22 protein-coding genes are annotated in these 18,576 nt (G+C 63.7%); 17 read left to right on the top strand and 5 right to left on the bottom strand.

The features are described 5' to 3' along the window. From RFN28_RS21600 to RFN28_RS21580, 5 genes are all read right to left on the bottom strand, one after another. Positions 1-218 (bottom strand): hypothetical protein (locus tag RFN28_RS21600; protein WP_320289244.1); only part of this gene is annotated, 218 nt, incomplete at its 3' end. A 79-nt stretch (positions 219-297) separates the two neighbouring features. After that, the gene (locus RFN28_RS21595; protein ID WP_320289243.1) at positions 298-945 is read right to left on the bottom strand and encodes a dihydrofolate reductase family protein; all 648 of its coding nucleotides are present in this window, start codon (positions 943-945) and stop codon (positions 298-300) included. Between the two features lie 283 nt (positions 946-1,228). Then, the gene (locus tag RFN28_RS21590) at positions 1,229-1,525 is read right to left on the bottom strand and encodes a nucleotidyltransferase family protein (RefSeq protein ID WP_320289242.1); all 297 of its coding nucleotides are present in this window, start codon (positions 1,523-1,525) and stop codon (positions 1,229-1,231) included. A gap of 48 nt (positions 1,526-1,573) precedes the next feature. Further along, entirely contained in the window at positions 1,574-2,605 is a 1,032-nt protein-coding gene (gene hemB, locus RFN28_RS21585; protein ID WP_320289241.1) for a porphobilinogen synthase, read from the bottom strand. 159 nt (positions 2,606-2,764) lie between these two features. Further along, positions 2,765-3,580, bottom strand: coding sequence for a DUF8605 domain-containing protein (locus tag RFN28_RS21580; protein ID WP_320289240.1), 816 nt, complete (start codon positions 3,578-3,580; stop codon positions 2,765-2,767). A 166-nt stretch (positions 3,581-3,746) separates the two neighbouring features. Here RFN28_RS21580 and RFN28_RS21575 point away from each other — a divergent pair, with 166 nt between their 5' ends. From RFN28_RS21575 to RFN28_RS21495, 17 genes are all read left to right on the top strand, one after another. Beyond that, entirely contained in the window at positions 3,747-4,790 is a 1,044-nt protein-coding gene (locus RFN28_RS21575; protein WP_320289239.1) for an enoyl-CoA hydratase/isomerase family protein, read from the top strand. After that, positions 4,787-5,209: a DUF6163 family protein gene (locus RFN28_RS21570; RefSeq protein ID WP_320289238.1), complete on the top strand. Its 423-nt coding sequence runs from the start codon at positions 4,787-4,789 to the stop codon at positions 5,207-5,209. Before RFN28_RS21575 ends, RFN28_RS21570 begins: the two co-directional genes overlap by 4 nt. Before the next feature lie 240 nt (positions 5,210-5,449). Beyond that, positions 5,450-5,965 carry a transcriptional regulator LdtR gene (gene ldtR, locus RFN28_RS21565; protein ID WP_013896002.1) on the top strand — a complete coding sequence of 172 codons (516 nt, stop codon included), beginning with the start codon at positions 5,450-5,452 and terminating at the stop codon, positions 5,963-5,965. Between the two features lie 186 nt (positions 5,966-6,151). Then, entirely contained in the window at positions 6,152-6,604 is a 453-nt protein-coding gene (locus RFN28_RS21560) for a hypothetical protein (RefSeq protein ID WP_320289237.1), read from the top strand. A gap of 332 nt (positions 6,605-6,936) precedes the next feature. After that, on the top strand, positions 6,937-8,190 hold the full coding sequence (locus tag RFN28_RS21555; RefSeq protein ID WP_320289236.1) for a L,D-transpeptidase family protein: 1,254 nt from the start codon (positions 6,937-6,939) through the stop codon (positions 8,188-8,190). Positions 8,191-8,323: 133 nt separating this feature from the next. Then, a complete protein-coding gene (locus RFN28_RS21550) occupies positions 8,324-9,967 on the top strand; it encodes a Na+/H+ antiporter (protein WP_320289235.1) in 1,644 nt (547 codons plus the stop codon). A 128-nt stretch (positions 9,968-10,095) separates the two neighbouring features. After that, positions 10,096-11,409, top strand: coding sequence for a serine hydroxymethyltransferase (gene glyA, locus RFN28_RS21545; RefSeq protein WP_320289234.1), 1,314 nt, complete (start codon positions 10,096-10,098; stop codon positions 11,407-11,409). Positions 11,410-11,507: 98 nt separating this feature from the next. Further along, positions 11,508-12,098 (top strand): invasion associated locus B family protein, encoded by a 591-nt coding sequence (locus tag RFN28_RS21540; RefSeq protein ID WP_320289246.1) that lies wholly within the window; start codon positions 11,508-11,510, stop codon positions 12,096-12,098. 147 nt (positions 12,099-12,245) lie between these two features. After that, the gene (gene nrdR, locus RFN28_RS21535; RefSeq protein WP_040969192.1) at positions 12,246-12,725 is read left to right on the top strand and encodes a transcriptional regulator NrdR; all 480 of its coding nucleotides are present in this window, start codon (positions 12,246-12,248) and stop codon (positions 12,723-12,725) included. A 2-nt stretch (positions 12,726-12,727) separates the two neighbouring features. Next, the gene (ribD, locus tag RFN28_RS21530; RefSeq protein WP_320289233.1) at positions 12,728-13,858 is read left to right on the top strand and encodes a bifunctional diaminohydroxyphosphoribosylaminopyrimidine deaminase/5-amino-6-(5-phosphoribosylamino)uracil reductase RibD; all 1,131 of its coding nucleotides are present in this window, start codon (positions 12,728-12,730) and stop codon (positions 13,856-13,858) included. Then, positions 13,858-14,475, top strand: coding sequence for a riboflavin synthase (locus RFN28_RS21525; protein WP_320289232.1), 618 nt, complete (start codon positions 13,858-13,860; stop codon positions 14,473-14,475). Before ribD ends, RFN28_RS21525 begins: the two co-directional genes overlap by 1 nt. A 55-nt stretch (positions 14,476-14,530) precedes the next feature. Then, on the top strand, positions 14,531-14,791 hold the full coding sequence (locus RFN28_RS21520; RefSeq protein WP_320289231.1) for a CopG family ribbon-helix-helix protein: 261 nt from the start codon (positions 14,531-14,533) through the stop codon (positions 14,789-14,791). Continuing rightward, positions 14,791-15,066, top strand: coding sequence for a type II toxin-antitoxin system RelE/ParE family toxin (locus RFN28_RS21515; RefSeq protein WP_320289230.1), 276 nt, complete (start codon positions 14,791-14,793; stop codon positions 15,064-15,066). Before RFN28_RS21520 ends, RFN28_RS21515 begins: the two co-directional genes overlap by 1 nt. A gap of 143 nt (positions 15,067-15,209) precedes the next feature. Then, a complete protein-coding gene (locus tag RFN28_RS21510) occupies positions 15,210-16,199 on the top strand; it encodes a methyltransferase (RefSeq protein WP_430678550.1) in 990 nt (329 codons plus the stop codon). 136 nt (positions 16,200-16,335) lie between these two features. Continuing rightward, positions 16,336-16,830, top strand: coding sequence for a 6,7-dimethyl-8-ribityllumazine synthase (locus RFN28_RS21505; protein ID WP_320289228.1), 495 nt, complete (start codon positions 16,336-16,338; stop codon positions 16,828-16,830). Beyond that, on the top strand, positions 16,827-17,321 hold the full coding sequence (gene nusB, locus RFN28_RS21500) for a transcription antitermination factor NusB (protein WP_320289227.1): 495 nt from the start codon (positions 16,827-16,829) through the stop codon (positions 17,319-17,321). Before RFN28_RS21505 ends, nusB begins: the two co-directional genes overlap by 4 nt. Further along, complete coding sequence (locus RFN28_RS21495) at positions 17,318-18,544, top strand: MFS transporter (RefSeq protein ID WP_320289226.1); 1,227 nt, start codon at positions 17,318-17,320, stop codon at positions 18,542-18,544. Before nusB ends, RFN28_RS21495 begins: the two co-directional genes overlap by 4 nt. Positions 18,545-18,576: the final 32 nt, after the last annotated feature.

Genomic DNA, 18,576 nt, shown 5'->3' with positions numbered 1-18,576 from the left:
AAACTGTCGAGCCGTTCGAATATGCCAAGGACGATCTCATCCGCCGCGTTCAGCAGCATGGCTTCGTCTCCATTCTCGGCCGAACCATACGCTTGTGCCGGGCCTTCGCCGGAAAGTCCGTCGCCTTCCGCCCCACCGCCATCGACGGCGTCTTCGACGCCTGGTTCAGACATCAGAAAATAGAAACCATCGACCTCAATGCCCTCGCTCGATAGCATGCAAAACTGTTCGCGATGTCCTCGCACACCTGTTCGCGATGTCCCCGGTCCAAACATGGGGGAGAAGGGGGAGCCTAGCTTAAGCGCGCCCGATCATCACATGTGTGGCATCGGCCGTCGCGACCTGGCTGGTGCAGCGGTAGCCGAGCTTCAGCATGTCGAGGCCGGCGAAGAGATGCTCGCCGGAGCCGAGCAGGATCGGCGAGATCGCGAGGTGCATCTCGTCGATGAGGCTCTCCCGCAGGTATTGCCGGATGGTGGCGACGCCGCCTCCGATCCGCACGTCCTTGTCCTTGGCCGCCGCCTTCGCCTGTTCGAGCGCTGAACGGATGCCGTCGGTGACGAAATAGAAGGTGGTACCGCCTTCCATGACGATCGGCGCCCGCTTGTGGTGGGTGAGCACGAAGACCGGCACATGGTAGGGCGAGTTGTCGCCCCACCAGCCTTTCCAGCTCTCGTCCGGCCATTCGCCGCGGACGGGCCCGAACATGTTGCGGCCGAGGATCCAGGCACCGACATTCTCGAAGCTGCGCACGGCGAAGCTGTCATCGATGTCGGTGGTGCCGCCATCTTTGCCGATCACCATCTCGCGAAAGGTGCGGGTGCCGATCATCCATTTATGCAGGCCTTCGCCGCCGACGCCGAGCGGATTGGTGAGGTCCTGGTCGGGACCGGCGCCGTAACCGTCGAGCGACAAGGTGAAAGCGTTGACACGCAGCTTGGACATCATTGTCTCTCCTAAACCAGTGGTAATTTGCAAGCAGTTATGGACTGACTGATTGCGGAATGCAAGCAGTATTTCATGGTGCATTCAAGTCGGCCAGTGTGGGGTCGTCGCGGAAGGTGGCTGGCAGGGAATATTGGCTGAGACAGGCCAGTGGGCTGCTAGCGGTCAGCAGCATCCAGGATGCGTTCAACGGCAACGCGTAGTGCCGGCAAATTGTCTGTCACGACAGCCAAGACGATAGCATCGGAAGTGGCGAGGATCGGTTTGATCCGACGGGGCGTCATCAAAATACGCACACGGCCGATCGTTCGATATCCGCCTTCAGCATCGGATGAAGGCTGTCGCGTGTGGTGATGTCGATTTCAGTCGACATCGTCTCTTCGAGAAATTGTTTGATGCCGACGAGATCGATCAGGGAGAAACGTCGCGTCGGATCATAATCTATGAAAAGATCAAGATCGCTGTCTGAGCGCGTATTGCCGCGCGCGGCCGACCCAAACAGATAAAGTGAAGTCGCGCCCATGCCTCTGATGGCATCTGCGTTCTTCCGCAACCGCTCGATCACTTCATTCCTGCTCATGGATCATTCTAACGGATACCGTCAGAATTCCAAAATCGCGAAGCAGGCCTAGCCCTTCAGCATCTCGGCCACGGTCGGCGCGAAATAGGTGAGGATGCCGTCGCAGCCGGCGCGCTTGAAGGCGGTGAGCGATTCCAGCATCGCCTTTTCGCCGTCGATCCAGCCATTGGCGGCGGCCGCCTTGATCATCGAATACTCGCCCGACACCTGATAGGCGAAGGTCGGCATCTGGAACTCGTCCTTCAGCCGACGGATGATGTCGAGATAGGGCAGGCCGGGCTTGACCATCAGCATGTCGGCGCCTTCGGCCAGATCCTGCTCGGCCTCGCGCACCGCCTCGTCGGAATTGGCGTGGTCGATATAGTAGGTCTTCTTGTCGCCCTTGAGCAGGCCGGCGGTGCCGACGGCCTCGCGATAGGGGCCGTAGAAGGCGGAGGCGAACTTCGTCGCGTAGGACATGATCGCCACGTCCTGAAAACCGTTGGCATCGAGCGCGTCGCGGATGGCGCCGATGCGGCCGTCCATCATATCGGACGGCGCGATGATATCGGCGCCCGCGGCGGCCTGGATGACGGCCGCGGCGGTAACCTGTGCCACCGTCTCGTCGTTGACGATGATGCCGTCGCGCAGGATGCCGTCATGGCCATGGCTGGTGAACGGGTCGAGCGCCGCGTCGGTGATGATGCCGATCTCGGGCACCGCATCCTTGATGGCGCGGGTGGCGCGGTTGATGACGTTGTCCGGATCGAGGATGTGCGAGCCGGTCTGGTCGCGCAGCGAGAGCTCGATATTGGGGAAAGTGGCGATCGCGGGGATGCCGAGCTTGGCAGCGCGCTCGGCTTCCTTGATCGCGAGGTCGACGGACAGGCGATAGACGTCCGGCATGGCGGCGATCGGCTCGCGCACTTGTCTGCCGTCGACGATGAAGATCGGCCAGATCAGGTCGTTCACCGAGAGCTGGTTTTCTTGCACAAGCCGGCGCGACCAGTCGGCCTTGCGCATACGCCGCAGCCGCCGGCTGCCGGTGATCTCATCGACGCTGCGCGCGCCGGCAGGCTTTGCGGGTGTGAATCTGTTCATCGCCAAAACTCTCTATTTCGTCCCGGCTTTTTACCATGCGCCTCGACCGCAGACCAATGCGACACGATTGTGCCAAGGTCGAAACTGCCAATCTCCCCCCTTGTGGGGGAGATGCCCGGCAGGGCAGAGGGGGGCTGTCCCGCCATACGTTGCCGATAGTTATGGCTGCCCATTTCCCGACAAAATTTGCGCCGCGCCCTTTATCGCCACGCGAAAAGCTTCGTCGAAACTCACGCCGCGCACCTGCCATTGATAGGTCTTGCCGTGATCGGCCAACCGCCAGTCCGCGATCCACCCCAATTCCTTGTCGCTCCACACGATGCTGCCGCCGAGCGCCCGGGCGGCGCCTGCCTGCCGGGCGAGCCGGTCGAGCTTTGCCATGTCGGCAGTGCGCAGCGCCTTGTCGTCTAAGCCGGCCAACTGGCTGGCCTTCGGAAAGCTGACACGCATCAGCAGCGGCACCGTGGCGTTGACAAAGGATTCGCGCATCGTCTCGCCGCGATCTTCGTTGGCCGTCAGCACGAAATGCCTCGCTCCTTGCTCGGCTGTCAGGAAGACGGCGATCAGCGGCCGCTCGCCGTGCCAGGGCTTGCTGCCGAGCTGTGCCAAGAGCTTGTCGACCACCGCGGGCTTGTAGAGGCAGGTCAGGTCGTGCGGCCGGTCATGCGTGCCTTGCTCGTCATGGATCGGAATGCCTTCCAGCCGGTCGTGGTAGCGGAAGGATTGGACGAAGTCGGCCGCCTTGTTGCGCAGCGCCAGCATCTCCGGTTTCTGTGTCAGCCGCTGGTCGCCGGAGACCCTGACCAGCACCTTGTCGAGGCAATCCCTGAAGCCGATCTCACGGTTCGGCTCGCCTGTACCGGTGACGATGGTCTGCGCCTGGTAGAGCTCCGCGGACGTTGCGGCAAAGGCGGTGGGAGCTCCAAGCCATAGGAGGCCTGCCAATCCAGCCGCGAAACGAGAAAATCCAGGCATGTCGATTTGCTCGCAAATCTGTCGAGCCGCGCGAGCGCAACCCTTTGCCGGTTACCTAACACCGGACGCGGCCGGTCGCCAGCACGGCGATCCCGCCATTGACGCATCCCTGTACCGCCTTTAGCACTTCAATCCCCCTCAGGGCGGAGAGAAGGATTCTCTGACGATGGATTTTGGCGGAGGCGACGAGATTCGCTTCGAGCGTTTGGGAAAGGCCGGCATCGTCACGCTGACGCGGCCGCAGGCGCTCAATGCCGTCACCCATCGCATGGTCAAGGCGCTGGGCAAGGCGCTCGACGCCTGGGAGGGCGATGCCGGCGTAAGCCTTGTCGTCGTCAGAGCCGAGGGCAGGGCGTTTTCCGCCGGCGGCGACATCCTGCACATTTACGAGGCCGGCCGCGCCGGCAAGCCGCCGGTCGACTTCTTCGCCGACGAATACCGGCTCAACGCCCGCATCGCCCGCTTCAGGAAACCGTACGTCGCGCTGATCGATGGCATCGTCATGGGCGGCGGCGTCGGTATCTCCTTCCACGGCTCGCATCGCGTGCTGACCGAGAACGCGCAGTTCGCCATGCCGGAGGTCGGCATCGGCTTCTTCCCCGATGTCGGCGCCAGCCACCTCTTGCCGGATCTCGGCGGCAGCTTCGGCATGTATCTGGGGCTGACGGGAAATCGCATCCGCTATGGCGATGCGCTGTGGTCGGGGCTCGCCACGCACACGATCAAGGCCGAGGACCAGGCCGGCCTGCTCGACGAGCTGGCGGCATCGGGAGATCCGGATGAGGAGCTGCGCGCCTTCTTCACGCCCGCCAGGCGCGAGACCGAGCGGCAGGATCTGGAGGCGATCGCACGCCACTTCTCGAAAGCCTCGCTCGCCGGCATCGTCGCCAGCCTCGAGGAAGCGGCCGCCGCCGACGCGTTCGCCGCCAAGACGCTGGCGACGATCAGGACGCGCTCGCCAACCAGCCTCAATGTCGCCTGGCGTGAGATCAGCGCCGGGCTGACACTGTCGATGGACGAGTGCATGAAGATGGAGTTCCGCATCCTGAACCGCATGCTCGCCGGCCACGACTTTTATGAAGGCATCCGCGCCGCCATCATCGACAAGGGCTCGAAGCCGGAATGGCGGCCCGCGAGCCTCGATGCGGTGACTGCCGCCGATATCGACGCCTATTTCGCGCCGCTTGGGGCTAGGGAGCTCGAGCTGTGAGCGAGGTCACCTCCAGGCGCGTGGTGCTGCAGCCCTCGACCACCGAGGTCATCTTCGCCTGGTTCCAGCGCGTCATTGCCGGCTACTGCCTGCTCTTCGGCATCCTCTACTGGATCCGGCTGATCGGCATCTATCCGGGCGAGCTGTGGCGCTTCGACCTGATGCCGGTGCACTGGCAGGTGGCCGCGGCCACGCTCGCGGTCTTCTTTCCCTTCGCCGCCGCGGGCCTGTGGATGCTCGCCTCCTGGGGACCGGTGATCTGGTTCATCTGCGCGGCGACCGAGACCGTCATGTATGCGGTCTTTCCCAATCTCTTCGGGCACCGGCTGCTGATCGTCGTCTCGCATGCCTGCGTGGCGCTGCTTTACATCGTCTTCCGGGTCACTATCTGGATGCAGAAGCGCCAGCTCCGGGAATAGGCATCCGGGCCGCTCGGTGGGGGTCAAATTCGCGGCCACGATTTGCCCTAAAACCATTGGCTAAATCTTTAGGTTAATTGTTCTTGCTCGCGTGACCGTTCGTTAAGCCTCTTTCGAAACCTCTTATCGGTAAGCTCTTGTTAGCCCTGGCGTTTAAGTCGAATTTTATGAGTATTCGATAGTGTCGCGATCAAGGTGAAGAACAAAAAATCACCGGGCGACAAACGAGAGGCAAAGACAATGATCAATTCGCGTCCGGCGGCGAAGACCGCCAACGTTTCCGACGATCGCCGCGAGGCGATCCGTTCGCTGTACATGGAATCGCTGCAGCTGGTGGAGCGCCTGCACCGCCGTCTGCTTGACGTGATCAAGGACGAGTTCGACCGCAACGGCCGCTCCGACATCAACGCCATCCAGGCGCTGCTGCTGTTCAACATCGGCAATTCGGAGCTGACCGCCGGCGAACTGCGCTCGCGTGGTTATTATCTCGGCTCGAACGTTTCCTACAATCTGAAGAAGCTGGTCGATCTCGGCTTCATCAACCACCAGCGCTCGCGCATCGACCGCCGCTCGGTTCGCGTCTCGCTGACGCCGAAGGGCAACGAGGTGGCTGACGTCGTCGCCGGCCTCTATGAGCGCCATGTCGGCTCGATCGAGCAGGTCGGCGGCATCAACACCGACGAGTTCAAGCAGATGAACCGCGCCTTGCAGCGCCTCGACCGTTTCTGGAACGATACGATCGCGTATCGGATGTAAGCGCATCCGAAGCCCGGGACATCGAAGCCGCGCCGAAGAAGCGCGGCCGGGGGAAACAGCAAGGGCCGGTGCCGAAAGGTGCCGGTCCCTTCTTGTTGGCAAAGGCGAGACTCAGCCAGGCTATAGGGGAGGTTGACGGAACGGCAATGCTGATGGAAGCTTTTTCAGCCGACGGGGAGGGGGCTCATGCGCTATTTTCTGCTTGTGCTTTCCGCTATGGCCCTTGCGTCACCGGCCTCCGCCAAGACGATCTACTACGGCTCCAGGGCGGGCATGGAGGTCACGATCGTCAAGAAGTCCGGCATCAACACGTCGCATGCCAGCATCCTGACGAAGCACACCAGGCAGAACGCCATCGGCTTTTGCCGCGACTATGTCGGCAAGGTGACCGAGGATTGCATTGCCAAGGAACTGAAGACGCCGCTGCATCTGGAGATCACCGCCGACTGCAAGGCCGGCAAGTTCACCACCTTCTACGGCGCCAACATGCTCTTCCAGGGGCGCAGCCCCGACGGCAGCGCGACGGACTATGTGATCACCGATACGGACGAGAACGTGGTGCTCGATGGTTCAGGCGCCTCCGGCTACGACTATACGCTGGAGCAGTTCAAAGCCCTCTGCCCGAACCGGGTGAAGTAGGGACAATCCAGCAAGCAACTAGGTCTTTGCCGACCTGATGTCGATCGGCGATGCAGAAAAGCATCGGTCGTTTTTCTTGATCGTATCCGCGGACGCAAATCGCGGGCCAAGGCCACGTTGCCGCCATAATCCCGGTGAAAGCGAGAATGCGGGTGGCTATGGGCACGTGCCGAGCTACCCCCGGAGCCGGCGTCGAGGCGGTATATGTTCACGTCCCACTGACGCGGGTCATGGTTGGCTAATTGTTAAGATTGCCGACCCTAGAGTGCGGGCAACCCGCCAGTAGAGCGAACTGAGCGAGATTTGATATAGCTAGAATGTCTGGAACGTCCATGAGAACCAGCCGCCGTTTCTTCCTTACCGGAGCCTCCGCGCTCGCCGCAGCCATGGTCGCCGGCCATGCCAGCGCGCAGGATGTGGTCGGGGATATCCTCAAATCCTCGACCCGCGGCAATTGGGACGATCAGTTCGACGCCCGCGCCAACAACACGAACAAGGTCGCTTCGACGCTGCCGATCTTCAGCCAGCAGACCGTCGCCTTCACCGAGCAGGCGGTGGCGCAGTACCAGAACATCGTCGGCCAGGGCGGTTGGGAACAGGTTCCGGCGACCAAGAAGCTTCAGCTCGGCGTCGACGACCCGGATGTCGTTCCGCTGCGCAAGCGCCTTATGATCTCGGGCGACCTGCCGCAGAGCGCCGGCATTTCGACGGCCTTCGATTCCTATGTCGATTCCGCGGTCAAGCGCTTCCAGCTTCGCCACGGCCTGCCGGCCGACGGCTCGATGGGCAAATACACCTATGCGGCGATGAACGTCTCGGCGCAGATCCGGCTCGGCCAGCTGCAGACCAACCTGCAGCGCCTGAAGGAAAAGGCCGGCACGCTGGGCAGCCGCTATGTGCTGGTCGACATTCCGGCGGCGCAGATCGAGGCCGTCGAGAACGAGCGCGTCGTGCTTCGCCACACCGCGATCGTCGGCAAGATCGACCGCCAGACACCGATCGTGAACTCCAAGATCAACGAGATCATCGTCAATCCTTACTGGAACGCGCCGGTCTCGATTGTGCGCAAGGACATCATTCCGCTGATGCGGAAGGACCCCAACTATCTCAAGGACAGCCACATCCGCCTGTTTGCGCCGGACGGCAGCGAAGTCGATCCGATGACCATTGACTGGTCGACGGACGATGCTGCGAAATACCGCTTCCGCCAGGATCCCGGCGTCGGCAACGCCATGGCCTCGGTCAAGATCAACTTCCCGAGCCCGGACGGCGTCTACATGCACGACACGCCGCAGCAGAGCCTGTTCGGCAAGCTGATGCGTTTCGATTCCTCCGGCTGCGTGCGCGTCCAGAACGTGCGCGACCTCGTCACCTGGATCCTGCGCGACACGCCCGGCTGGGACCGCCAGCATTTCGAGGCGGCGATCAAGACCGGCGAGAACACGCCGGTGCAGGTCGTCAATCCGGTGCCGGTCCACTTCCTTTACCTGTCGGCGTGGTCGACAGGACCGGGCGTGGTGCAGTTCCGCGACGACATCTACGGCCTCGACGGCAACAGCGAGCTGCAGATTACGTCCGCGCTGTAAAGAACTGAATTTGATGATAAAAAAGGCCGCCACGAAGCGGCCTTTTTGTTTTTCGTCCTCAATTCGAAGTCTTCGCCAGCGCCGCTGATACGACCGATCAACGCATGGTAGGCCAGCGTGCCGGAATCGCGCCATGGAAGTTGCCGTCTTCATTCTCGTCGTGCTCGCCTTCGTGGCGCTCTCCGGTGCGCTGGTTCGGCTGGTTCGGGTGCCTCTGCCTGTGCTGCAGATCGCCATCGGCGCCGTCCTTGCCTGGCCGGCGCGCGGCCTGCATGTCGGGATCGATCCTGAGCTCTTCCTGCTGGTATTCATCCCGCCGCTTCTGTTCGGCGATGCCTTCGCGGCGCCGAAGCGCGAGCTGATCGAACTGCGCGGGCCGATCCTCGATCTTGCGGTCGGACTGGCCTTCTTCACCATCGTCGGCTTCGGCTATGCCCTGCATTGGCTGGTGCCGAGCATCCCGCTGGTTGTTGCCTTCGCTTTAGCCGCCGTCCTGTCGCCGACCGACGCGGTCGCCGTCTCCTCGATCGTCGACCGCAATGTCGTTCCGGCGCGGCTGATGCACATATTGGAAGGCGAATCCCTGCTCAACGACGCTTCCGGCCTAGTCATGTTCCGTTTCGCCGTCGCGGCGGCGCTGACCGGCAGCTTCTCTTTTGCCGCCGCTTCGCTGAGCTTCCTTTATGCCGTGGCGGCCGGCATCCTCGCTGGCGTCGCGGCGCTGTTCGTCGCCGCCAAGGCGCTGCAGATACTCGGCCGCATCCGCGGCACGCCGGCGGAGGCGCAGGTGCTGGTGATGATCCTGCTGCCCTTCGTCGCCTATCTCATCGCCGAGCATGCCGGCGCCTCCGGCATCCTGGCGGCGGTCACCGCCGGTCTGCTCACCGGGACCTCCGGCATTTTCCGCTATCTGTCGGTCTCGGCGCGCATCCAGGCGATGTCGCTATGGTCGACGCTGACCTTCGTCTTCAACGGCGCGCTCTTCATCCTGCTCGGCCTGCAGCTGCCGGACATCATACGCAAGGTTCCGCCGGAGCTCACCAGCCGCCACTGGCTGTTCGAGCCGGCGCTGACTGTGTTGCTGTTGACGCTCTGCCTCATCGGCCTGCGCTTCCTCTGGATCTGGATCGGCGACATGGCGTCGGTGGTCAGCGCCCGGTTCGGCAAGCGCAAGGCTGAGCCCTTCGGCTTCCGTGTCAGGCTTGCCGGATCGGTGGCGGGTGTACGCGGGGCAATCACGCTCGCCGGCATCCTCTCGCTGCCGCTCGCAATGCAGGATGGCTCGCCATTTCCGGCGCGCGATGTGGTGATCTTCCTTGCTGCCGGCGTCATCGTCTGCTCGCTGGTCATCGCGAGCCTCGCTTTGCCGGGGATCGCGCGCGGGCTGGTCGAGCCAGGCGAGGATCCGGGTGCGGCCGAGGAGCGCCGGGCGCGTGTCGGCGCCGCCAACGCGGCCATCGCCAGGATAGAAAGTCTCGCCAGCGATGGAGGCGAGGAGGGTGAGGCGGCGGAAGCCCGGCTCGCGGTCGCCGACAGCATCGTTGCCGGCTACCGCCGCCGCATCGCGGCCTCCGACGAGGCCGAAGAAGCGCGCGCCGAGGCCCGCGAGGCCGGGCGGCTGGAACTCGAGCTGAGGCATGCCGGCATCGAGGCGGAGCGCGCCGCCGTGCGCGCCATGTTCCGCAGCCGCGAGATCAACGACCATACGATGCGGGCGCTGCTGTCCGAGATTACGCTCACCGAAGCCCTGCTCAAAAACCGGCGGGACAGGAAATAACGCTTCAGCCGATTTGCTTGGCGCAATCCGGCTAGCAAATTTCGCGCCGCAAACGTGGCGGGCCGAAAACAACTGTGTTAATGGCGCGGCGACCTCGCAAGACCTCCGGCCCTAAGGGAAAGCAAGCCATGTCAAATGCCGCGGCAGCCTCCAGCAAATTCGAATCCTTCTTCGAGACCACGCTTGCCGATGCCGATCCGGAAATTTTCGGCGCCATCCGCAACGAGCTTGGCCGCCAGCGCCATGAGATCGAGCTGATCGCATCAGAAAACATCGTGTCCCGCGCCGTGCTCGAGGCGCAGGGCTCGATCATGACCAACAAATATGCCGAGGGCTATCCAGGCAAGCGCTACTATGGCGGCTGCCAGTTCGTCGATGTGGCCGAGGAACTGGCCATCGAGCGCGCCAAGAAACTGTTCGGCTGCAACTTCGCCAACGTCCAGCCGAATTCCGGCAGCCAGATGAATCAGGCCGTGTTCCTGGCGCTCTTGCAGCCCGGCGACACCTTCATGGGCCTCGACTTGAATTCCGGCGGCCATCTCACGCACGGCTCGCCGGTCAACATGAGCGGCAAGTGGTTCAAGGTCGTCTCCTACGGCGTGCGCAAGGATGATCACCTGCTCGACATGGACGCAATCGAGAAGACCGCGCATGAGACGAAGCCGAAGCTGATCCTGGCCGGCGGCACCGCCTATTCGCGCGTCTGGGACTGGAAGCGCTTCCGCGAGATCGCCGATTCGATCGGCGCCTATCTGATGGTCGACATGGCGCATATCGCCGGCCTGGTTGCCGGCGGCATGCATCCGTCGCCATTGCCGCATGCCCATGTCGTGACCACGACGACGCATAAGTCGCTGCGCGGCCCGCGCGGCGGCATGATCCTTTGCAACGACGAGGAGATCGCCAAGAAGATGAACTCGGCGGTCTTCCCGGGCCTGCAGGGTGGCCCGCTGATGCATGTGATCGCCGCCAAGGCCGTGGCGCTCGGCGAGGCGCTGAAGCCGAGCTTCAAGGCCTATGCCGAAAGCATCGTCGCCAACGCCAAGGCGCTGGCTTCGAGCCTTCAGGAAACCGGCCTCGACATCGTCTCGGGCGGCACCGACAACCATCTGATGCTGGTCGACCTGCGCCCGAAGAACGCCACCGGCAAGCGCGCCGAAGCGGCTCTCGGCCGCGCCAACATCACTTGCAACAAGAACGGCATTCCTTTCGACCCGGAAAAGCCCTTCGTCACCTCCGGTGTCCGCCTCGGCACGCCCGCCGGCACCACGCGCGGCTTCGGCCAGGCAGAGTTCCGCGAGATCGGCAAACTGATCGCCGAGGTGCTGGACGGGTTGAAGGTGGCGAATTCCGACGAAGGCAACGCCGCCGTCGAAGCCGCGGTCAAGGCCAAGGTCACGGCGCTGACCGATCGCTTCCCGCTCTACCCCTATCTCGGTTGATCCCCCCGCGCTTGGTTGACCGCGCGCTGCGCATCATCTTTTATCCGCCGGCATTGCGTCGTCCTGATTGGACGACGCTCCGAACTGGAGACTTGATGATGCGCACTTTTCGTCCCGCTGCCCTGGTCCTGCTTGGTTCGCTGGCCGGCTTTGCCGTATCGGGCGCGCTTGCACAGGAGCAAACGCAGCCGGATCCGAATTTGCCGGCCACCAACACTTTCGGCAGGTGGACCACGATCATCGATACGCTCGATACCGGGCAGGACGCCCACAAGACCTGTGCCGCCTCGACCGCGTTTGTCGACGGCAACGGCAATGCCGGCACGCTCACGCTGTCGATTTCGTCCGGTGACGCCCTGCCGCCCGATGCCTATCCCGCCGTCATGATCTCTGTCGACACCAAAGACCTGCCGACCGGCAAGAACATTGCGGCGACCTTCGGCGACCCTGGCGTCAAGGTCTCGGCGACGGTCTCTTCCAGCGATGGCGTCAACGGCCGCCCAAGCTGGATGGTCGACAACCAGACCAAGACCGGTCTCGCCTTGTTGCGCGCCATGCGCAAAGTCACCTCGCTCGATGTAACCTTCGGCAAGCAGACGGTTGCCAGCATCCCTATGGACGGCTTCGTCAAGGCCTACCGCAATCTCGGCACGTCTTGCGGCTTCGCAACCAAGGATGTCGCGCCGTAACGCTTGACGGTGGGCTCGGGGCAGGGCGCTGGCAATCTTGCTCGCGCCTCGCTATCTCTGAGGCGCGAAATGTCTCTGCGCTTTGCCGTTGCGGCAAAACGCACTAAGCCTTTCCGCCACCCGAGAATCGCCAACCGAAGGCCCGCCATGCGCTGCCCCTATTGCCAGTCCGAAGATACCCAGGTGAAGGATTCGCGCCCCGCCGAGGACGGCGCGGCGATCCGCAGGCGGCGCGTCTGTCCCGATTGCGGCGGCCGCTTCACCACCTTCGAGCGCGTGCAGCTGCGCGACCTCGTCGTGATCAAGAAGTCCGGCCGCAAGGTGCCGTTCGATCGCGACAAGCTCCTGCGCTCCGTCGAGATTGCGGTGCGCAAGCGCAATGTCGATCCCGAGCGCATCGACCGCGCGGTGACCGGCATCGTGCGCCAGCTCGAAAGCTCCGGCGAGACCGAAATTGCCTCCGGCGAAGTCGGCCGGCTGGTCATGGAGGCGCTGAAGTCGCTCGACGACGTAGCCTATGTCCGCTTTGCTTCCGTTTACCGCAATTTCCGCGAGGCCAAGGATTTCCACGAATTGCTGGGCGAGTTGAAGGGCGACGAGGAAAAGAGCGAAGAGGACGCCGGCTGATCATGGCAGGACCGCGACTGAGCGAGGCCGAGCAGGCGGCCCTGGATCGTCGTTACATGGCCGCGGCGCTGAGGCTGTCGCGCCGCAATGCCGGGCGCACCTCCACCAACCCTTCCGTCGGCACGATCATCGTGCGCGATGATGGCGCAGGCCCGATGATCGTCGGCACAGGCGTCACCGCCGTCGGCGGCCGGCCGCATGCCGAGACGGAGGCGCTTGCGGAAGCCGGCGAGCTGGCGCGCGGCGCCACCGCCTATGTCACGCTGGAGCCTTGCGCCCACCATGGCCGCACGCCGCCTTGCGCCAACGCGCTAGTCAATGCCGGCATTGCGCGCGTGGTGGGGGCGGCGAGCGATCCCGATCCGCGCGTCTCCGGCAAGGGCTATGCCATCCTGCGCGCCGCCGGCATAGAGGTGGCGGAGAAGGTGCTTGCTGCCGAGGCCGCCGAGCAGATGGCCGGCTATTTGATTCGATCCTTGAAAAAACGTCCGGAAGTGATCCTGAAGCTTGCACTTTCGATCGACGGCAAGATCGGCAGGAAAGGCGCCGGCCAGGTTGCCATCACCGGCGAGATTGCCAGGCGCGAGGTCTATCTGATGCGCGCGGAGGTGGACGCCATCCTGGTCGGCATCGGCACGGCGCTTGAGGACGACCCGGCGCTGACCGTGCGCCTGCCGGGGCTGGAGAGCCGTTCGCCGGCGCGCATCATCCTTGATCGCCAGATCCGGCTGCCGGAGACGTCGAAGCTTGTTTCCGGCGTCGGTCATGTGCCGCTCTATATCGCGGCGTGCCCCGAGGCCGACCCGCACCGGCGGGCGGCGCTCGAACACGCAGGTGTGCACTTCATCGGCACCGAAACGTACGAGAGCGAAGTGGCTCTGCCGGAACTGCTGGAGGACCTGGCGGCACTCGGCATGGCAAGCGTGCTCGTCGAAGGCGGGGCCAAGGTGGCCAAGGCCTTTCTCGAAGAAGACCTGGTCGACCGTATCGTATTGTTCCAGGGGCCGGAGGCGATCGGCGAGGACGGCATTGCATCGCCCATCGATGCCGACCATATCCCGCCGGGATTCCGCAAATTGCGCCGGATGCTCTTCGGCGAAGACAGCTACGCCGAGTGGGTAAGGGATTTGTGATGTTTACTGGGATCGTTACCGATGTAGGCACCGTCGCTTCGGTGAAGCCTTTGAGCGAAGGCGTCGGCCTGCGCATCGACACCGCCTACGATCCCGAAACCATCGCGATCGGCGCTTCGATTTCCTGCGGCGGCGTCTGCCTGACCGTCACGGCGCTGCCCGAGCATGGCTCCAACGCGCGCTGGTTCGAGGTCGAGGCCTGGGAAGAAGCGCTGAGGCTCACCACTGCATCGGGCTGGAAATCCGGCACCAGGATCAATCTCGAACGGGCGCTGAAGATCGGCGACGAGCTCGGCGGCCACATCGTCTCCGGCCATGTCGACGGCACCGCCGAGCTCGTCGAACGCAAGGAGGAGGGCGATGCCGTCCGGTTCACACTGGAAGCGCCGCGCCATCTGGCAAGATTCATCGCGTCGAAGGGCTCGGTCGCGCTCGACGGCACCTCGCTCACCGTCAACAAGGTCGAAGGCACCCGCTTCGACGTGCTTCTGATCCAGCATTCGCTGAGCGTGACGACCTGGGGCGAACGCCAGGTGGGCGACCGCGTCAACATCGAGATCGACACCATGGCCCGCTATGCCGCGCGCCTGGCGGAAGCGGCGAAAGAGGGGCTGTGAGGCGTCGACCTAATCAGTTTTAATCGCTATGATTAAGCTTGATTGCGAGGTTCGGATGGACACAAAGGTAATCACAGCCCATGTTCCCCTGCCGCTGGCGGAGAAGGTAGACCAATTGGCTGCCCGACTTGAGCGTCCGCGCGGTTGGATCGTCAAACAAGCCCTTTCCGCGTGGGTCGATTTGGAGGAGGAGCGCCGGCGGCTTACGCTTGAAGCGCTGACCGATGTCGACGCTGGTCGGGTTATTGACCACCAGGCAGTTCAGGCCTGGGCCGAGAGTCTTAGCACTGAAGAACCGCTGCCGGTGCCGAGTTGATGGAGCTGAAGTGGACCAGTAGGGCTTTGTCCGATCTGGTCAGGCTTCATGATTTTCTTGCGCCAGCAAACGGCAAGGCGGCCGCACGTGTCGTGCAGGCCCTGGCTGCTGCGCCAGCACGGCTGATCGAGTACCCGCGTATCGGAGAGAAGCTGGAAGAGTTCGAGCCACGCGAGGTCCGCCGCATTTTGGTGGGCAACTACGAGATTCGCTACGAAATACAGAACGCGACGATTTTTGTGCTGCGCTTGTGGCACACGCGAGAGGATCGATAGGACCGAGCTTGGTCCCAAGCGGTCTTCCGCTTGCGATCAACGCGGCTTCGGCCTCTGCCACGCAATCCGCCGTTCAGCATGGCTTCCCGCTTCACATCTGCTCGCACCCCACGTAAGCTTTCTCCTCGGCTGGAGGGGAAAGCATGAGCAGCCCGTCGCAACAAGTCATTAGGCTTGGTTTCGGATTTGCCGTGTCACAGGCGCTACGCGTCGTTATCGAACTTGGAATTCCCGATCTTCTGGCCTCCGGCGCACTGTTGGTTGAAGACTTGGCAGCCGCCACGAAGGCGGATGCGGAACCGCTCTACCGTGTGATGCGGCTCCTGGCGCCGGAGGGGGTCTTCACTGAAATTCGCCCGCGCCACTTTGCGTTGACGGAAGTTGGTGCAGTGCTTCGTTCCGATCGGCCCGGACCGCGCGACTTCATCCGGATGATCAACAGTGAAGCCTATCTTGCCTTCGAGCAGCTTCTGCATTCCGTCCGCACGGGAAGGCCGGCCTTCGACAAGGTGTTCGGGAGCCCGAGGTTCAACTGGCTCTCGGCTCACCCGGAGCAAGCTGCCCTGTTCCAGCGGGCCATGGTCGCCTTAAGCCAAGGCAGCAACGAGGCGGTAGCCGACGCCTATGATTTCGGCCGATACACGCGGATCGTCGATGTCGGCGGCGGGCATGGGCAGCTTCTCTCGGCGATCCTTGCCCGCAATCCCCATTTGAGCGGCGTCTTGTTCGATCTGCCGTCCGGGGTGGCGGCGGCGCGCCAGGGCGCCGGAGGCGATCTGCCGCGCACCGACTTCGTCGCAGGCGATTTCTTCGAGGGCATCCCGGTCGGCGACGTCTATGTGATCAAGAAGGTCATCCACGACTGGAACGACGAACGTGCCGGGCTGATCCTGCGGCGTTGTCGCGAGGCCATGCCAACGCATGGCAGGGTGCTCGTGGCCGAGACGATCGTGCCTCCGGGCGACGAGCCGGATCAGATCAAGGCCATCGATGTGGTCATGCTCGCGGTCACTGGCGGCCTCGAGCGGACGGAAACACAGTACGCCAGGCTGTTCGAGGGCGCAGGACTTAAGCTCGAGCGGGTGATCGGCACCCGGGCACCGATCTCGATCCTCGAGGCTTCGCCTGCCTAGCCAAGGAACGTGCCGAAACATCGCTGCGCGGGAGCCGAAACCGTCGAGAGAGGCGGGGCCGGTGTCGGTTGGACAATCTTGTGCTTGCGATCAATCCGGCTTCGGCCTAAGTCACCGGCGACCCCCGGAGACTTTTATGGCTGGCATATCCCAACACGGCAAAGCGTTCATTCGTCCGAAGGCGAAGGCGCATCTGCTCATCGTCGAGGCGCGCTTCCACGACGACCTCGCCGACGCGCTTCTGGAAGGCGCGACCAGCGCGCTGGACGAGGCCGGCGCGACCTATGACGTCGTCACCGTTCCCGGCTCGCTCGAAATACCGGCCGTGATCACCTTCGCGCTGGACGGCGCCGGCGAAGGCGGCACGCATTATGATGGCTTCGTCGCGCTCGGCACCGTCATCCGCGGCGATACCTATCATTTCGACATCGTCGCCAATGAATCGAGTCGGGCGCTCATGGACCTGTCGGTGCAGGAAGCGATCCCGATCGGCAACGGCATCCTGACCACCGAGAACGATGCGCAGGCATGGACGCGCGCCAAGCGCACCGAAGGCGACAAGGGCGGCTTCGCCGCCCGCGCGGCGCTGACCATGATCGCGCTCAAAGAGAAATTCGGAGCCCAATCGTGAGCGAGCCTGCCCATAACGGTGCGGTGCGCCACGCCAACAAGCGGGGCGCTGCCCGTCTTGCCGCCGTCCAGGCGCTCTACCAGATGGATGTGGCCGGCAGCGGTGTCTTCGAGATCACCGCCGAATACGAGGCCTTCCGCCTGGGTAAGGAAGTCGACGGCGCGCTCTATCGCGAGGCCGACGCGCAATGGTTCCGCGCCATCCTGACCGGCGTCGTCGAGAACCAGAAGACCATCGATCCGGTCATCCGCCAGGCGCTGACGGAGGACTGGCCGCTGTCACGGCTGGATTCGACATTGCGCGCCATCCTGCGCGCCGGCGTCTATGAGCTGATGAAGCGGGATGACGTGCCGGTGGCCGTCATCGTCTCGGAATATGTCGACATCGCCAAAGCCTTCTATGAGGAGGACGAACCGAAGCTGGTGAACGCCGTGCTCGATCGCGTCTCGCGCCGGGTGCGTGGCGAGGGGCGCGGCAAGGACGCATCATGACGGCCGCCGCGGTCGTGGTCGCCGAAGCCGGTCGTGGAGCGCGCCGCACGGCGCTGCTGCTTGCCGCGGCGCAGGCGATCGTCGGCTCCGCGGCACCCATTGCCATTTCGCTCGGCGCGCTCGCCGGACAGTATCTGCTCGGCCCCGACAAATCGTTGGCGACGGCGCCGGTCACCGGCTTCAATCTCGGGGTGGCGCTGGGCGCGCTGCCAGCCGCCGCCATCATCCGCCGGCTGGGCCATCGCGGCGGCTTCATGACCGGCACTGTCGTCACCGCGCTCGGCGGCCTGATCGCGACGCTGGCGCTCTTTGAGGCGAGTTTCTGGCTGTTCGCCTTCGGTCTCGGCGTGATCGGTGTCGGCGGCGCCTTCGTCCAACAGTTCCGCTTCGCCGCCGCCGACAACGCGCCGTCGGAATTCAAGGCGCGCGCCATTTCCTTCGTGCTGGCGGGCGGCATCGTCACCGCCATCCTCGGGCCGCAGATCGTCATCTACACGCGCGAGCTTCTGGCGCCGGTGATGTTTGCCGGATCCTTCGCCTCGATTTTGGTGCTGGCGGCCGTCGGCGCCGTCATCCTTTCCTTCCTGCATACGTCCAAGCGGACGGGCATCGTCGCGGCAATTGCTGAAAGCGACGCCCGCCCGCTGGTCGAGATCGCCACCCAGCCGCGCTTCGTCGCGGCATTGTTTTGTGCGGTCGGCAGCTACGCGCTGATGAGCTTCGTCATGACCGGCGCGCCGCTCGCCATGGTCGGCTGCGGGCTGTCGACCGACGATGCGACGCTCGGCATTTCCTGGCATGTCATGGCGATGTTCGGGCCGAGCTTCTTCACCGGCTCGCTGATCCATCGCTTCGGCGCCGAGCGCATCGTGGCCTTCGGGCTGCTCCTGCTCACCGGCTGCGCAGCAGTGGCACTGTCAGGTCTTGCGTTATGGCAGTTCTGGACGGCGCTGATCCTGCTCGGCCTCGGCTGGAATTTTGGCTTCATCGGCGCAACCTCCATGGTCGCCGCCAGCTACCGGCCTTCCGAGAAGGGCAAGGTGCAGGGCTTCCACGATTTCGTCCTGTTCGGCTTCGTCGCCTTCGCGTCACTGATGTCGGGCGCGGTCTACAACGCCTGGGGCTGGACCATGCTGAACTGGGCCGTGTTCCCGGTTGTCATGCTCTGCTTCCTGGCGCTCGGCGCCTTGCGGATCATGAGATTGCGCCGGCCCAGCATCTGACGCTGAAAGTCGGGATCGGTCGTGGCCGATAG

Origin of the sequence: Mesorhizobium album (genome assembly GCF_033977205.1) — a bacterium.
In the GTDB taxonomy this organism is placed as follows: domain Bacteria; phylum Pseudomonadota; class Alphaproteobacteria; order Rhizobiales; family Rhizobiaceae; genus Mesorhizobium; species Mesorhizobium album.
Note: the sequence above shows the minus strand (reverse complement) of the source record. Positions and strands in the feature narration are given on the sequence as shown.

What these genes read in the sequence shown, in the direction of transcription:
- RFN28_RS21495 (WP_320289226.1), top strand. Translation starts at nt 17,318, where the DNA reads ATGACGGCCGCCGCGGTCGTGGTCGCCGAAGCCGGTCGTGGAGCGCGC.
- RFN28_RS21510 (WP_430678550.1), top strand. Translation starts at nt 15,210, where the DNA reads ATGAGCAGCCCGTCGCAACAAGTCATTAGGCTTGGTTTCGGATTTGCC.
- ribD (WP_320289233.1), top strand. Translation starts at nt 12,728, where the DNA reads ATGGCAGGACCGCGACTGAGCGAGGCCGAGCAGGCGGCCCTGGATCGT.
- RFN28_RS21555 (WP_320289236.1), top strand. Translation starts at nt 6,937, where the DNA reads ATGAGAACCAGCCGCCGTTTCTTCCTTACCGGAGCCTCCGCGCTCGCC.
- ldtR (WP_013896002.1), top strand. Translation starts at nt 5,450, where the DNA reads ATGATCAATTCGCGTCCGGCGGCGAAGACCGCCAACGTTTCCGACGAT.
- RFN28_RS21590 (WP_320289242.1), bottom strand. Translation starts at nt 1,525, where the DNA reads ATGAGCAGGAATGAAGTGATCGAGCGGTTGCGGAAGAACGCAGATGCC.
- hemB (WP_320289241.1), bottom strand. Translation starts at nt 2,605, where the DNA reads ATGAACAGATTCACACCCGCAAAGCCTGCCGGCGCGCGCAGCGTCGAT.
- glyA (WP_320289234.1), top strand. Translation starts at nt 10,096, where the DNA reads ATGTCAAATGCCGCGGCAGCCTCCAGCAAATTCGAATCCTTCTTCGAG.
- RFN28_RS21515 (WP_320289230.1), top strand. Translation starts at nt 14,791, where the DNA reads ATGGAGCTGAAGTGGACCAGTAGGGCTTTGTCCGATCTGGTCAGGCTT.
- RFN28_RS21580 (WP_320289240.1), bottom strand. Translation starts at nt 3,580, where the DNA reads ATGCCTGGATTTTCTCGTTTCGCGGCTGGATTGGCAGGCCTCCTATGG.
- RFN28_RS21560 (WP_320289237.1), top strand. Translation starts at nt 6,152, where the DNA reads ATGCGCTATTTTCTGCTTGTGCTTTCCGCTATGGCCCTTGCGTCACCG.
- nrdR (WP_040969192.1), top strand. Translation starts at nt 12,246, where the DNA reads ATGCGCTGCCCCTATTGCCAGTCCGAAGATACCCAGGTGAAGGATTCG.
- RFN28_RS21595 (WP_320289243.1), bottom strand. Translation starts at nt 945, where the DNA reads ATGTCCAAGCTGCGTGTCAACGCTTTCACCTTGTCGCTCGACGGTTAC.
- RFN28_RS21520 (WP_320289231.1), top strand. Translation starts at nt 14,531, where the DNA reads ATGGACACAAAGGTAATCACAGCCCATGTTCCCCTGCCGCTGGCGGAG.
- RFN28_RS21505 (WP_320289228.1), top strand. Translation starts at nt 16,336, where the DNA reads ATGGCTGGCATATCCCAACACGGCAAAGCGTTCATTCGTCCGAAGGCG.
- RFN28_RS21525 (WP_320289232.1), top strand. Translation starts at nt 13,858, where the DNA reads ATGTTTACTGGGATCGTTACCGATGTAGGCACCGTCGCTTCGGTGAAG.
- RFN28_RS21575 (WP_320289239.1), top strand. Translation starts at nt 3,747, where the DNA reads ATGGATTTTGGCGGAGGCGACGAGATTCGCTTCGAGCGTTTGGGAAAG.
- RFN28_RS21550 (WP_320289235.1), top strand. Translation starts at nt 8,324, where the DNA reads ATGGAAGTTGCCGTCTTCATTCTCGTCGTGCTCGCCTTCGTGGCGCTC.
- RFN28_RS21540 (WP_320289246.1), top strand. Translation starts at nt 11,508, where the DNA reads ATGCGCACTTTTCGTCCCGCTGCCCTGGTCCTGCTTGGTTCGCTGGCC.